18 protein-coding genes, 1 tRNA gene and 1 pseudogene are annotated in these 14,419 nt (G+C 31.8%); 3 read left to right on the forward strand and 17 right to left on the reverse strand.

Translation table 11 applies throughout. The annotated features are described in order from the left end of the window. Positions 1-12: 12 nt before the first annotated feature. The 8 genes from IPJ83_17260 to IPJ83_17295 all read right to left on the reverse strand — a co-directional run bounded on the left by IPJ83_17260 (position 13) and on the right by IPJ83_17295 (position 4,052). Positions 13-351: a hypothetical protein gene (locus IPJ83_17260; GenBank protein ID MBK7882285.1), complete on the reverse strand. Its 339-nt coding sequence runs from the start codon at positions 349-351 to the stop codon at positions 13-15. Positions 352-366: 15 nt separating this feature from the next. Next, complete coding sequence (locus IPJ83_17265) at positions 367-1,512, reverse strand: hypothetical protein (protein ID MBK7882286.1); 1,146 nt, start codon at positions 1,510-1,512, stop codon at positions 367-369. Positions 1,513-1,524: 12 nt separating this feature from the next. Next, positions 1,525-1,860: a hypothetical protein gene (locus IPJ83_17270; GenBank protein MBK7882287.1), complete on the reverse strand. Its 336-nt coding sequence runs from the start codon at positions 1,858-1,860 to the stop codon at positions 1,525-1,527. Positions 1,861-2,159: 299 nt separating this feature from the next. Continuing rightward, positions 2,160-2,549 (reverse strand): hypothetical protein, encoded by a 390-nt coding sequence (locus tag IPJ83_17275; protein MBK7882288.1) that lies wholly within the window; start codon positions 2,547-2,549, stop codon positions 2,160-2,162. 117 nt (positions 2,550-2,666) lie between these two features. Then, on the reverse strand, positions 2,667-2,843 hold the full coding sequence (locus IPJ83_17280) for a hypothetical protein (protein ID MBK7882289.1): 177 nt from the start codon (positions 2,841-2,843) through the stop codon (positions 2,667-2,669). Beyond that, the gene (locus IPJ83_17285; protein MBK7882290.1) at positions 2,822-3,250 is read right to left on the reverse strand and encodes a hypothetical protein; all 429 of its coding nucleotides are present in this window, start codon (positions 3,248-3,250) and stop codon (positions 2,822-2,824) included. Before IPJ83_17285 ends, IPJ83_17280 begins: the two co-directional genes overlap by 22 nt. A 44-nt stretch (positions 3,251-3,294) precedes the next feature. Then, entirely contained in the window at positions 3,295-3,564 is a 270-nt protein-coding gene (locus tag IPJ83_17290) for a hypothetical protein (protein MBK7882291.1), read from the reverse strand. Between the two features lie 2 nt (positions 3,565-3,566). Continuing rightward, positions 3,567-4,052, reverse strand: a complete 486-nt coding sequence (locus tag IPJ83_17295) for a hypothetical protein (protein MBK7882292.1) — start codon at positions 4,050-4,052, stop codon at positions 3,567-3,569. A 127-nt stretch (positions 4,053-4,179) separates the two neighbouring features. Between IPJ83_17295 and IPJ83_17300 the strand changes: the two genes are divergently transcribed. The 3 genes from IPJ83_17300 to IPJ83_17310 all read left to right on the forward strand — a co-directional run bounded on the left by IPJ83_17300 (position 4,180) and on the right by IPJ83_17310 (position 5,978). After that, complete coding sequence (locus IPJ83_17300; GenBank protein ID MBK7882293.1) at positions 4,180-4,401, forward strand: DUF4372 domain-containing protein; 222 nt, start codon at positions 4,180-4,182, stop codon at positions 4,399-4,401. Between the two features lie 20 nt (positions 4,402-4,421). After that, positions 4,422-4,697, forward strand: coding sequence for a hypothetical protein (locus tag IPJ83_17305; GenBank protein MBK7882294.1), 276 nt, complete (start codon positions 4,422-4,424; stop codon positions 4,695-4,697). A gap of 468 nt (positions 4,698-5,165) precedes the next feature. Beyond that, positions 5,166-5,978, forward strand: a complete 813-nt coding sequence (locus IPJ83_17310; protein MBK7882295.1) for a hypothetical protein — start codon at positions 5,166-5,168, stop codon at positions 5,976-5,978. 502 nt (positions 5,979-6,480) lie between these two features. Here the strand turns inward: IPJ83_17310 and IPJ83_17315 are convergent. The 9 genes and pseudogenes from IPJ83_17315 to IPJ83_17355 all read right to left on the reverse strand — a co-directional run bounded on the left by IPJ83_17315 (position 6,481) and on the right by IPJ83_17355 (position 14,338). After that, positions 6,481-6,969, reverse strand: a complete 489-nt coding sequence (locus IPJ83_17315; protein ID MBK7882296.1) for a T9SS type A sorting domain-containing protein — start codon at positions 6,967-6,969, stop codon at positions 6,481-6,483. Next, positions 6,939-8,846, reverse strand: coding sequence for a hypothetical protein (locus IPJ83_17320; protein ID MBK7882297.1), 1,908 nt, complete (start codon positions 8,844-8,846; stop codon positions 6,939-6,941). Before IPJ83_17320 ends, IPJ83_17315 begins: the two co-directional genes overlap by 31 nt. Before the next feature lie 498 nt (positions 8,847-9,344). Beyond that, a complete protein-coding gene (locus tag IPJ83_17325; protein ID MBK7882298.1) occupies positions 9,345-9,704 on the reverse strand; it encodes a hypothetical protein in 360 nt (119 codons plus the stop codon). Further along, positions 9,683-10,873 carry a hypothetical protein gene (locus IPJ83_17330; GenBank protein MBK7882299.1) on the reverse strand — a complete coding sequence of 397 codons (1,191 nt, stop codon included), beginning with the start codon at positions 10,871-10,873 and terminating at the stop codon, positions 9,683-9,685. The genes IPJ83_17325 and IPJ83_17330 overlap by 22 nt, the downstream gene beginning before the upstream one ends. A 752-nt stretch (positions 10,874-11,625) precedes the next feature. After that, positions 11,626-11,907: a DUF3871 family protein gene (locus IPJ83_17335; protein ID MBK7882300.1), complete on the reverse strand. Its 282-nt coding sequence runs from the start codon at positions 11,905-11,907 to the stop codon at positions 11,626-11,628. Then, positions 11,900-12,553, reverse strand: a complete 654-nt coding sequence (locus tag IPJ83_17340; GenBank protein MBK7882301.1) for a DUF3871 family protein — start codon at positions 12,551-12,553, stop codon at positions 11,900-11,902. Before IPJ83_17340 ends, IPJ83_17335 begins: the two co-directional genes overlap by 8 nt. Then, positions 12,534-13,368 (reverse strand): annotated as a pseudogene (locus IPJ83_17345) (AAA family ATPase). Before IPJ83_17345 ends, IPJ83_17340 begins: the two are co-directional and overlap by 20 nt. Positions 13,369-13,525: 157 nt before the next feature. Continuing rightward, positions 13,526-13,741: a hypothetical protein gene (locus IPJ83_17350; protein MBK7882302.1), complete on the reverse strand. Its 216-nt coding sequence runs from the start codon at positions 13,739-13,741 to the stop codon at positions 13,526-13,528. Positions 13,742-14,248: 507 nt separating this feature from the next. Next, positions 14,249-14,338: transfer RNA gene (locus IPJ83_17355), tRNA-Arg, on the reverse strand. Positions 14,339-14,419: the final 81 nt, after the last annotated feature.

Genomic DNA, 14,419 nt, shown 5'->3' on the forward strand with positions numbered 1-14,419 from the left:
TTTTTAAGTTCTTCAATTATTTTTTTGTATTATTTTGTACTCTGTAATTTTATTTATTTCATCTATGCCTCTCATATCATCATAGTAAAATCTAACCAATTCAGTTTTTTCATTAATTCCTATAAAAGAAATAACTACACCAACCTTTTGAATTTTGACAATTCCATTTAGCTTCGACCCATTACCACCACCTCGAATTTTATGATAATCTTCAAGTAAACTAAATTTATGTAATTTCTCAACAAATAAAAATTGCTTATTAAAAAAACTTGCTTGCTTTTTGAAAATTCTCAGAGTTCTCCAATCTGCCGAATTCCCATCCAAAGGTTCGACAGGTAAATTACAAGGCAATTCTGTATAAAAATCTCAAATATTTAATCCTGTTAGGTTTTCCCCTTGTACCCCATTCCATCTGCTTTCTGTTACCAGCCATTTTGAGTAATTCAATATCGGACTAACATTTTTAGCCAAATCACAATTATAGTATCCATTTACATTTACTTCTAATATTTCTTTTGCCATGCCAACATTGCAATTATCTCTAGGAGAACAAAACTTATAAAATACGCTGGCCTTACAATAAGGATGTTCCTCAATCCCATCAGAAAAGGGGTAAATCTTAATGAATAATCTAAACGCATAATCATAAATATATTTAATATTAGTTGGATATTCTGCAATTGCCCATTCTTGTAATCCATTGGAGATTTTAAAATTTAAAAGTGCATGATTGAAATAATACATTGTACTTAAAATATTTTGAACGCTCTGTTCATTTCTGAGTAAAATATAATTGTAATCTTTTTCTGAGGCGGCAAAAGATATCGGAAAAACTTTCTTTCCTAAATTCATATAGTTATTTGCATCAATATTTGAAAGCGAAATGCCTTTTAATGTGGTATTCATGTATTTTGAAATGTTGTAAATATTACTGTTAGCATAAACGCTAATATACATTGGTATTTTCCATTGTTCATTGCTTCCATCAATAGAAATAGGATTACTCGTATGGAGTGTATAATTGAACGAATTATCTGCAAGTGTTCGGATAACTTCACACAGATCTTCAATCGCCTTGACTTCGTTTTTTTCATTCAATTTTTGTTGACTAATATTGAAGGCGAATAAACTGCCCTTAAATTCGACTTCAACACCTTTACTTGTTACAAAAGATGTCAATTTGGTTACAGAAACTGTTGTTTTTAATGTCGTTGCATATCTACCTTCCGATATTTGAACTTCAGAAATAACTTCAACGCTATGGATGTTACCATTGGATATTGAAACAATCTCATCTTTAACTAAATCATCATTAAGAATTTCAGTTTTAGATGAAATAAATGCTCCAAAAGCTTGTTCAATAGCATTTCTTAAAGCTGAATGTTTAGCCTCTTCCAAGGTTTTTCCTTGTCCACTGACTGTCAGGGATACCATTCTTTCCTCTTGTGCCATTAATAACTGAAAGTTTAATACTCCAAGGAACAGAAGTAAAAATGCAATCTTGCTTTTCATAATTCATTACATTTATCTCCAGAATATATTATTGTAAGTTACTTTTTTGGGTTGATTTTTAGCAAATTCAACTGCCACTTCACGATAAGCAATCACACGAATTTTATCCAATTCAAAGTTTCTGGATGATTGTTTTTCCTGTAAAACAATTTCTCGCTGTGATTGATTTTCTTTGTATGTATCATCGCTAATTGATTTTTGTTCGGCTATTCTAATTTGTTCTTTTTGCATTGCTATTTTATCAACATATTGTTGCATTCTGAATTGCCACCTCGCTTTTTCATCTGCTTTAAGTTTGCCTTCTACAACTCTAATAAATGCATTTACCTCCGTTTGGCAAGTTGCCATTGGGTTTATAGTACTCAATATATCCCCTACCATTTCTGCACCTTTAGGATTCTGCTCTGCTGCCCATTTAGTTTTAGCCCTATTTAACTTAGATTTGCAATCTGTATTTATTTTTTGCTGAAAGATTATGGCTAGAGTGTCTAAACATTTAAAATAGCATTCTTGACAAACCTCAGGAATGAGTGATAGTTTATAGATTGCATCATCGTATTTTTCTTGCCTTGATAAGGTTTGAGCATCTTTAATAATAAAATCACATTGGGTTAAATAGTAAGCAATGATTCTTTTCTTCCCTTCTTCTAAAAAATTAAAATTTCTTTGTTTTTTGGATTTATATTTTTAAATGCTTCAATGAAGGCTTTATTTTCGTTTGTTCCTACTCCTTTTAAATTGAGGGTTATATTAGAGAAGATTGTATTAGTTAATGCATCACCCACAAACATTGTGATGTCTAAATTTTGGGCAATCAATTGTGGTGGTCCGGCTATAATATCTTTTGTACCCAAATTAACAGCTGCCGTTATTATAAACCTAGGGCTCGTCTCACTGCCTCCCATGCCATTATTGCTTGTAATTTGATTTAGTTTGGTTAGTAATAATCCTTTTGCTTCGGTTGGGATTGGAATCCTATCAGGTAAAAAGGCATTAAGAACAATTCTTCCAAAATCGTCTAATTTTATTTTGCGCATTACTTCTAGAAGCTATAATAGAAATAAAAACTATTAGTATTAATATATTTTCATAATAATTATTTTTCACCCAAAACTAAAATTGCTTCCCCTAGTCCTCGAGTCATTAGCTTCACTTCAAAATTGAGTGGCGCTGATTTTAAATATTTTTTGTAAACCTCTGGCAAATTGGCGGGAATCAATTGCATTGTTATTATCATCAAATAGTGGTATGTGTACTTGCTCAAAACGAATGTTATTTTCTGTGGCATCAATCATATTAAATTTGCCTTTTACAGTATTTTCTGCATCCATTCATTAATATAATCTGTTATTTCCTTACCATCGATTTCGGTTTCCATATTCTTATCCCAACTATTCCATTTTCTTACTGTGAGAAGAATTTCTCTTCCATTATTGAACATATAGTCAAAATGTGATTGCAATTGAGCAGCAAAAGGGTCCATATTAGCAAGTATCGCATTTTGCAATAATACCGGAACAATATCTGTACTATTTGGAGCGCCATTACCAGTAGATGATGCAATTCTTTTGCTAGTATATGCATCAAAGGCTTCCAATACAAATGAAACAATTTTGCCTTGCTCAGTTTTATTCACCTTCCACCATATCTGTATAATAATATCTGCTTTAGCTTTATTTTTCAACTTATCCAATGGACTCTCAGAGATAGATGAACCGGAATTATTGCTGGAAGTCATATTATCTTCTGCATTTCTTGACTCTATGGCCTTTAATTCTTGTTCTACATCTTTGAGAGGAAACCACGGTCAATCATTAACGAGCCTATTTTGCTAATTACTTGTCCAATTTCAGTGTCCTCCTGAAAAGCTTGTTTATAGTTAGGTACTTTTTGTTTAATGCCTTGGTTATCAAACTCAGTCCTGAAGTAACGTTGATCACACCAGTTATCGCTCGGCAGAATCATTAGGGTTGGCTTTTTTGCTTGCCCTAACAGCGTTGAATTTGAACTACAAATGGCGATTGCCATAATTAGTAATTGAATTCTTTTCATAATTAAAATTTGTTATTTAATGATTTGATAATTTTTTGTTCCTCCAAGTATTTTCTGAGCTCGTGTTTAGAAACCGAGATTTGATAAACCTTCCAATTTTTTAATCCAATATACGCTGGCAAAGTTGTAGTTACAGTTGAACTTCTTGTAAACATAGTCCATTTGCCACGGCATGCAAAGAATTGTCTTTCAATTGACTTAAATTGTTCAAGTTCTTCTGTTTTATTAAGAATTGGAGGTTGAGTAATGCAACCGTTACCGCCAGCAATACCGGAGTATAATATGGCATGCAGAGCATCTTTTCTTGCTTGTTTCGATTTGTACCTATTACCTTTTTTTGTATCCCAAATTTTAATGGTTACATAACCATCAGTTTCAATGGCTACACATTCGGTTTGATAATTTATATTGTTTGCCGTGAATGAAAACAAAAATAAACTGCAGAATATTGTAGCTAAAAATAGGATGATTTTAAATTTACTTTCCATATGTATAATCTTGGTTTGAAGTCTCATCTGTCCAAAATAAAAGTTGAGCGGATAGTTTAATTCCCTATCTTAGGGTTGAACAAAAAAACACACCGCTCATGGTAAATGTAAGGTTTTTTCTCAAATAATGGAAGAATTACCTAGAAATTTATTTCAAAATTTGGTCAATAAGCATGAATCTAATAAACACATCAAGGGGATTGACAGTTGGACCCACTTGGTGTCTCTTTTATTTTGTCATTTTGGCCAAATAAGTTCCTTAAGAGATATAAACAATGGACTTAGGAGTATCACTGGAAATATTAATCCAAAATTATCATTACAAAATGTTTCTAATGACCGACAATAGAAATATACAGATACACATTATTGAAAAATTCAAATTACTTTAACAACACACAGAATATTTCCGATGCTGTAAATAAACTGGCATTGGTTTTTAATGCAGAGATAGATGACGAGTATGATGCAGGTTGCACAATACGGACAGTTGAGATAGTTGAAAAGAAATCTAAATCACGTTTGTTTAATGAAAAAGAAATCCATTTAAAACCATATAGCAAAACAAAAGAATCAATAGTGGTAGCTAATGCAATCTCAGGGCAGGAAGTAGAAATTATTGCAATTGAATACAAGGAATCATAACAACTTGAATTTCTTTGCTGATAAAAATATTTGTGAGATGGATCAAGAAAATGTCACCACGTCAAATTCTATTTATTGAGTGCTGTGAAAGAGTATAAGGTTGTTGAGTATCAAAAAACTGTGCATTCTATTATTTAAAAGAAAAAATACAAGTAATTGTATATCAGCGCAGTAAAATCGAAATTTATTAAGGTTTACAAAAAATGTCTAGCATTAATTATTAAAGTTAGACAACCGACAGACATTTTAGATTTAGCTTTTGAATGGTATTTTACAGCGCACAAGATTGGCCCGGACAGAAGCAAGGCGGTATAGCGTCGAAATGAATGAATGAATAAATGAATGAATGAATGAAGCACCGTACTGCCATTTTAATTGGTCGTTAGCTCCGCCATGTATTTAGTCTTGACTAAATACAGACTTCGGTTTATCTTTGCATTTATAGGGCATGGCTATAAACTAAATTAAATGGGATACAATGAGTTTCGCAAGATTTTTCCAGTAAATAATTCTTATGATGAAGAAGTTCAAATATTTATTAACCGAGTTTCTGATTCAATATTTGATCACTTTGATAATTGGTTTGAATTTGAAACTAAGAAAGATGTCATTTCAAAAATTTGTCTTAATTTGGGCTTAAGAAAGCATACATATATAACCGAAGGTGGTATGTACGATGAGGTTAGTACGAGTCCATTAGCCTATATTCCAAATGGTGATTTTATTAAAGTACTTGGTGTAATTGTAATGCTCAGACAGTATTTTTTGGGATATGAGTCGTTTGTAAGTTATATTGATGAAAATGTAGAAAATTTCATTGAATTAAGTAATGGTAAATTGAATATTAAATGGACTAATGGAGTTTTTTATCCGGCTGGTGATACTTTATTAGATAAAGTTTTGATAGAAGAAACATTGAGTTATCTGACTGATTTTAAAAATGAAAAAATGGATTTAACTAATGCTTTATCAAACTATCAAGCTGGACGATTTCCTGATGTTGGACCTAATTGTTTTAAATGTATTGAAGGTTTAGGGAGAGAAATTTTATTAAACAATAATAATCTGGACAATAATAAGGCTGATATTTTTAAATATATGGAATTTTCAAGTAGATGGAATTCTATGTTTTCTAATTTTATTCCCTATATTCATGAACATAGGCATGCTTCTGAAGGACGTCATGATCTTAAAAATATCGAATTGGAGTCAATGTTATATATGACTTGCTTATTTGTAAGAGCAATTTGTTTAATTTATATTGAAAAGAAAATTGCTTAGTCTAATTATATTACATCATATGATAGAAATGCAATGAAAATATTAATTGGCGGTTCCCATCGAGCTCCATGGATAGGGTTATCTGAAAAGAGCACGGATTTATCTGTGCTTTTTTTTGACACAATTCCACGAAGTAAGTAAATCAAATAGTTTATAGTAAAAATTGGAGTAAGACTTCAAAACCCTACTCTAATATATTACTAACATATTGTTAAACTAAAGTAAACCTACTTTCAAGATGTTCTTGAGTTACTGATAAAGTTAAATACAATGTGCCTTAGATGGTAAATCGCCTTTAGAAACTTTTAAAAAAAAGTTCATTTTAAGCGGACTGATCATATTACTCATGTCTACTATAATGAGTAGGACCAAGTAAACTACTTTGAATCAAGTAATGATTGATTTAATCAATTTATAAATTGGTTTATCATTATTAATCTTACGAGACTTATACCTTTTCTATAATTATTAAATTCTTGAAGTGATGCTATATAATTAGTTGTTATAAAATTAAAAATTTCTTCGTTTCAACATATCCACCTTTTAGATAGAATTTAATAACATACAATCCTGGAGAAAAGGACTCGACATCTAACGCACTTCTATTAAAGTCTGTATTATCTTCGAAATAGCTTGAGATCAATTTAGAATCTGAATTGAATATTTTAATAGCTATAAGGGAATTAGTATCTTCGTTTACAAAAAACAATTTACTTCTAGTAGGATTTGGAAATAGCTTGATGTTATTAGTTTTAATAATTTCTTTAGTATCAGTTAAACAAGGCAATTTTATGTCATTTAAATACCTAAGATTTGCACATCCCCGTTTAAGATTGTCTGAATAAGATTTACTCCACAAAAGGCAATTTTTCTTATTTAGATGACTTATGAGTGTGTCTGTATTTCCTTGTCCATAATAAAAAATATTGTTACTTCCTTCTCCAATTATGGAATCATAAATTACATTATTTCTACAACAGGTAATTCCCACTGGAAATAACGATTGGAAGCCATTCCATTGTATATTAACATGGATTGATTAGATCCCTTTAATAATTGAAGTTTATTACTGTCAAAAACATCATGAGATTCATCATCTATCCTGATGGTAGTATCTGATTTGCAATTATTTGCATCGATGAAGCTCACTAAATAATCACCCGGATAAAGATTGCAATTTGAGAAGTTCACATCATATATTATGGTATCTTTAGTATTGGAAGGGCCTTTAATAGTGATAATATAGGGGAATTTTGTTTTAGACAAACTTATATTTAAACAACCATTTTGTTGATAGCAAATAGCAGGACGGGTGATAACACCTTTGTATGTGGGCCCTCCAATAACTTTTGCATCAACTTTAATTAGTTTTGAACAACCATTTTGATCTACAACATTGATGTAGTAGAAACCTTCCAATAATGTCGGAATAAAAATGGATTGAATTGATTTGTAATTAGTTTCACTCTCATGTCGATAATTGAGCTTGTATGGTGGCTTTCCATTTTTAATTTGAAATTCAATATAACCACCTTCAGCATTTGCACAATTGATAGGCCTTTGACTTACAACTTCAATTTCAGGACCATCAGAAGGCACCTCAACTTCATATTCTTTTTTACATGTTCCACTTTCAATTATAACCTTATATAACCCTCCTCCAAGACCGGATAATACTTGAGGGGTTGTACTAGTTGATTTTAGAACTGAACCATCAGGATTAAAGATTGTCATTTTGGTAAAGTTATATCCCGAGATTGTAAAACTTCCTGATTTGGAGCAATTATCTCTTTGAAGTGATTCGAAATTGACCCATGGAAACCCATTATCTACAATAGCCAATTTTTCAATATTGCAACCTCTTGAATCAGTAATTTTGATAGAATACTGCCCCGCTTTTAATCCAGGGATATATACAGGATTTTGGCTTGTATTAGATATTAATTTATTTATAACTCCTGGCCCAGAATATTCAATATTGTAGGGAGTGAAAACACCGGAATGCAGAATTGTTAAGGCCCCATTATTTCCATCACAGTCTGTCTTGGTATTGTTTATAGATGGGCGAATATTATCGATGGTCTCAATTGTAATATTATAAGTTTGAGAGCATCCGTTTCGATCTCTAAAGATAAATGTGTAATTACCTGCAGGTAGCTGGTAAATTGGTAAATTATTATTGGAGTAACTGGGAATATTGCCAGATTTTGCTCCAAAATATTCAATAGAATAAGGGTAGCTTATTCCTGAAACATTAAAAGTTACATCCCCATTTTCCATTTTACATGATGCATTTCGAACTGTACTAGTGACCGAATATGATTGATTGATTATATCGAAGCTTATATTTTTTTCACAGCCATTAACATCTCTAATCTTGAGAATGTATGCGCCAGTAGTAAGATCGGAAATGGGGATTTGAGGACCATACCTTTCGATTTGATTTTCATAGCTTTCCGTTGTCTTTCTATAGCTGATATAAAACTTACTGGAATTAGAAGTATTAAGAGTTATACCTCCAAAAGCGCTTGAGCAATTGACGTTGGTTGTATTGTATGAGACATTAAGAGCTCCAGAACTGAGTTGAACATAAATTCTTGCAAAACAACCACAAGCATCGTAAATATCTAGTAAATAAGTTTTTGCACATAAGCCTTTTAGTGTAAGACTTGAGCCATAGAATGGACCACTTCTAGAACCCCTCGAAGATCCTTGCTCATATAAATATGCATAATATGGAGCATAATAACCTGACAAAGAAAGTGTTACTTCACCATTGCATTGATTACATGATGGATTGTACCTATATGATTCAAAAAATGAATTTGTCCAAAACAATAAGAATTCAATAAAAAACAAATGAAGCATAGAAATGGGCGTTTCATATTAAAAATTTGGCTAAATTTATTAAATTCATTTCAATTAATGAAATTTATTGATTGAATTAAAATTTTGATCACCCATTAGAAACTTGGAAAACTTTATTAAGTAATAATTTACTAGTACAATTCATTGTATATCTGCATATTAAAGTGACATCAAACTATTTATATTTTTATAATAAATTGTTTAGTTTTCCACATTATACAGGTACAAATCCTAAAATTCAAAAAAGCTAGTGTTGTGAAAATCTTAAAAACTCCAAACAAAGTCCTATTAAATATAGAATTCATTTTATGTCTTATACAGAATTTTAAATTCTATATTTAGAAAAATAGAGTAAATCAATATTTAGCTGTCTTACAAATTATAATTTTATAATTTTTTTAATTAAGACTTTATTTCCAGCATTTATATATAAAAATAAATTCCCAAATGGACCAATAATTTCTAATTTAACATTTGGGTTATTATGAAATTTTTCAGTTAATATGTTAGTTCCATCAAAATGAAAAGCTTAATTTCTGTTGTTGTAATTTCAGCTCTAGTGTTTATATATAATTCTCCTGTCGTGGGATTTGGCGATACAATGATATCTTCTAATTCAGTATTATTTGTGTTGCTCTTAATTACATTCACATATTCGCTACAAATCTTGTCACCGCATTTAATATCTACTGAATATAATCCATCACCATAAAATGTTGGAATTTCCTGATACTCATCATACGCATCAATCTTATAAGCTTTACCCATAGACCAAAAATACCAAATATACTTGCATCCAGAGGGGTATGCTTTAATAATTGGTGGATTGCCAGGTATTAACTCGGTGTGAGAATCCAATATATTGTTGGCCTGCTTTTCAAAATAAATTGACAATTATTAACATCTGTTACAGTTACAAAATAGTTACTATTGGTGCTAATGATAATGTCACTTTTAGTTTCACCAGTATTCCATAAATATGATTTAAAGCCATTTCCTAATTTAATTCTGCATGATGTATCATACTTACATAGAATTGAGTCACATGTATATGTGAATTTTGGAGGATTTGATGATTTGTTATTTAAAACTATTTCACGTGTTATCTGATTATCAAATTTATCTGTAATAGTTACTGTGTACTTACCAGCTGAAAGATTAGTAATGCTATCTTTCCCTGTTACTCCATTATTCCATTTTATACTTTTATATCCTAAGTTTGAGGTAAGCTTTATTGTACCATTTGATTTCGTACAATCTGGTTCTTTAATAATGGTGGTAATATTGGCATATGGATCGATTAAAAGAACCTTGTAATCAAATGATTTCATTACTCCGGCAACTAAAACGTTTTTAATACTTATACTAAATAAATAATCCCTACCGAAATTAATAGTTCCAATTTGTGGAATAAATACAATAGTATTATCTACTGGTAAAAATTTATCATCTGCTTCAAGTGTAAAAGGTATTATTCTGTTACTTTCATCTAAAATCTCTATTTTAACTTTACTAAAATCCGCATCTTTTTTGGAGAAAGACCACCTTAAATTGTTAAATATTAAAGATTTTGGGAAATATCCTGGACTAGGATAAGATATAAAGTCAGGATATGGTATAGGATCTTTATATGAACCGTCATGCATCAATACCATAGACCTATCAGTACTTCCAACTGCAAATCCTTCTAGTGAGGGATATAAGATCCATCTTCTATGTCCAACTCCATAATTATTTGCTCCGAAATCTTTGATCTGATTATCAATAGAATTGCTACCAAAAGATCCTAAAGATAAATTGGATTGTCTTGCGGCTATTGCTCCACCATCTGTGTAGCATTTTGAATTAGAAGGTGGATAATGATTTAATGAATTATTGGCCTTCATAATAAGAGCAGCTTCTTGGCACCAACTTGACCATGAATCAATTAAATCAATTTTACTATCAATTCCGACTAATTTTCTAAAATAATAAACCCTTTTAATAATTTTTCTTTTGCTTGAGTAGAAATTATACCTGCTTGACAATTACTAACATTTCCTGTCCAATGCAATTCCTGAGTATCTTAATTTCTGAACCCAGATAATAAGTTTCATAATTAAAATAAAATGTATCTCTATTAAAATTGCTCGATTGAGAAAGGTAAATGACAAGGAAAATCCTAAAAAAATATAGAATTAAAGAATAACCTTCTTTGTCTATTTCTATTTTTAATAAATAGCCTACTAATGGATGGCTCCTTTGATTGAGACATATTTTTTAAAATTTTATAAGATAACTATTTATTATGTTTTGGAACAGGATCAAAATTTACTTTTCAAAATTATTGATTCTTTTTATAAACACACAATATAAAGGTAATTTTTATTTTCAAATAACAAATATTTATTTTCTTATGTCGCCAGCAACATCTAATTTTACACCTGTTATTCAATATTTTCCTCTAAATAAAAAGCTAATTGATACAGAAACCTAGAGAACTCTGCATTTTCAATATATTACGATACTTCCTTTATTATTATTTTCAACTTTTCCTTGGCAATTCCTTAACCCAGACATAGAGCTGGCTACAAGAGCTGGTGGAGCCTTCAGTAAAGGCTTAAATCTCTTCTACTGAAGAGAGAAAGAACTGGCCACTGTGATCGGCAACATACCTTTCAAGACATACCACCAGAAGTGGTTAAATAGATAAGTTTATGCACAGAGGATGGCTCTCAGCAGCCAGCTCCAAATTAAGAGCGCAACTACCCTATTTAGATAATTGCGCTGCGCTAATATCCTATAAAAACCAACTCTGATTACTCTCTAAACCATGTATAAGCTCATTACTGATCCGCTGAGCATTTACTCCTCTATCTAGAAAGCCATCTATATAAGAACTTTTATTTGCTTCTGTCAGGAGGTTATAAAGATTCCACAGACTAATGTTCCCATGATTATTGGAGAAGTGAGGATCTGAATAATAACCCTTTGTTACAGAAGATAACTGAGAGTCAGTAATCAAGATTTCAGGAATTTCCTCTTTATAAAGATGATGTTGATACATCCTGCATTTACCCAAAAAGTGAGCAAATTGGCCTTCGGTCCAAGGTATAATTACTTAAAGATTCCATCCAGGATAAATGCTGTTCGGACTGTAACCTTCCACCATAAGCCTTATTTTGCTTCCCCAGAAGGTCTATAGAACTTGTTTTAAATTCCAGTATTGCCCCATCTGTAGAAATACATAAATTAGAACACACTTTGACCTGAAAGCCTATAAAGAACTTAAAATGTTGGGATGCTCTTTGGTCTTTCCCTAAATTATCCCAGGAGTATGATTTAACGCCTCCTATTACTAAAGACAATTCCTTCCCTTCTATTAAAGACCTGATGTTAGGTATCTTTATAAGAAACATCATTCTTTCAAAATAAAGAGTAGTTTCATGAGGAAGTAATTCAAATGCCTTTTTGGTCCTTGCTTCCGGAATTCTACCCATAATAGGATGTGACACTCTGATCTGTGGATCCAGTGGTTTGAGATCCTTAAACCCAGAGAGTACATCCATCATGGTTTCAATAATTTGAAATTGAGCAATAAGTGGATGGTTGTCTTTAGAAAATACAGGAATGATATGCTCCTCTTTTAATGCTTGGTAAGTAGAGCTTTGGGTGTTAGCGATAATAAAAGGGGTTTCAGTAATTTGATCAACGGTTAAAAGTTCCATTTTGAGAAGATTTAAGGTTTGATAATAAGAAGGATTTTCTCTCTAGAAGTGGAGCTGAGATTTCAGGATGTTGCTGTATATGATCTCTATAAATGGCAGTTAACTCTTGTATGGAAGTTGCCCGGCTTATCCTTTCTTTTAGATTTTCTTCACCTTGATTGCACCAGGATTTGATAAGCCTTCCTGTTTCCTCTGAAATAACAAATTCAGTTTTGTTTATAAAGACTCCTGTTCTGTCTTTTGAGCAGGAAACATGATGCCTTATATCAACATCAAAAACAATTGTAAACTCATAATCCACCCCATCTCTTTGAATGGCTTTAAGGCCTACTTTTTCAGGGACCATCTTTCCATTCTTATCTGCAAGTACATAATCCTGTTTTACCCTAAGAGTAGAAATTATGTGTACCGGCGAATTAAGGATTTTAGTAAATAAGGCATTTTGTCTTGGGGTAATTTTGGCCCAATTGGTAAAAGAATTACCTGCCATTCCTGCATGAGACTCTACCAAGTGTTCCCAACCATGAGATAAGGAATCAATGATGATTAATTCCATCCCTTCTGACTCTGCAAGTTCAATGGCTTGGATATACTTCTCTGGAGTGTAAGGAGAAGAAATAGCTATAATATTATATGTACCTAGATGTGCATATAGATTTGATGACCATTTTCAGTGTCGATGACACATACTTTGTTAAAATCCCCCACTAATCCTTTAGCCAAAAGGAGAGAAGAATATGTCTTTCTGATCCGGCGGGACCTTGTAATACCATTTTAATTTTGGCTTGTTGACGTTCAGCTTTATGAATATTCATTTTTTATTGTTTTGTTATATGAAAGAATACGATTTTAAAGAAAAAAGTAAGGGATGTATACAAAAAGTATACACCCCTTTACCAAGGCAACAGTTAAGCTTCAACTGCAATGCCATTGGAACTAAAAGTCTTGATGTCTGCCTTGACTTTTCTTTCCTCACCCCTCCGGAACATAAGTCCATCTGTGAGACATCTCTACAATTTCTCCTGTTTCTGGAACTAAATAGTCATAAGCTTCCACAATCCTCCTTACAATTCTGCGGAGAGTTTGCTTTCCTACCATTTCCGCAGCAAATTGTTTACTAAGAGTTGACGTAATGGTACACTTCTTTGCTGTTGCATAGAAATTACCTGTTTCCTGAGACCTGACCATTTCAGATCTCCTTGCAGAATAAGTACTAAATTCCTCACCCTGCTGATTTTGCCTTACGGCATAGCCACTAATTATTTACCATTTTAAAAAATTAATAAATTAAAAAATCCCCATTTAGATGGGGAGGATATTTACCCTGCCAAGGACAAAACCAAAGATATTAGTTCAAGGAAATGGAACCGATATGAGTGATATACAGGCTTTGAGAGGCCGAAGCAAAAGAAAATTAATCACCAATAAAGTAGTTTTGGCCCTCATTGATTTAGCCAATAAAAAAGGTGATCAAATTCGCTTAGGATCATTCTGGAACACTTATCATTGTCAAAATAAATTAATAAGTTCCGAGGATAGACTATATGGAGTTTATTGCAAAAACCGGTTCAAATTTACCATCTCAATTCTGTCAAAATTGACTTTACAAGCATGTTATAAAAAATTTATATGCAAATTGTATGCAAATAAAAAAAAGAGTCATGAATATAAATTCATAACTCTTTAACTATCATGTGATCCCGTCAGGATTCGAACCTGAGACCCTCTGCTTAGAAGGCAGGAGAAGAAGTTCCTATTCCAAAATTTATTCCTCCATCCTGGACCAACAAAGGATTTCGTTGAATCAAGCCATTACTTTCTACAACAGGTAGTTGTGGCCCACGCCAACTTGCATTCGCATCATGA

The sequence above is a fragment of the Candidatus Vicinibacter proximus genome (assembly GCA_016713905.1).
GTDB lineage: Bacteria > Bacteroidota > Bacteroidia > Chitinophagales > Saprospiraceae > Vicinibacter > Vicinibacter proximus.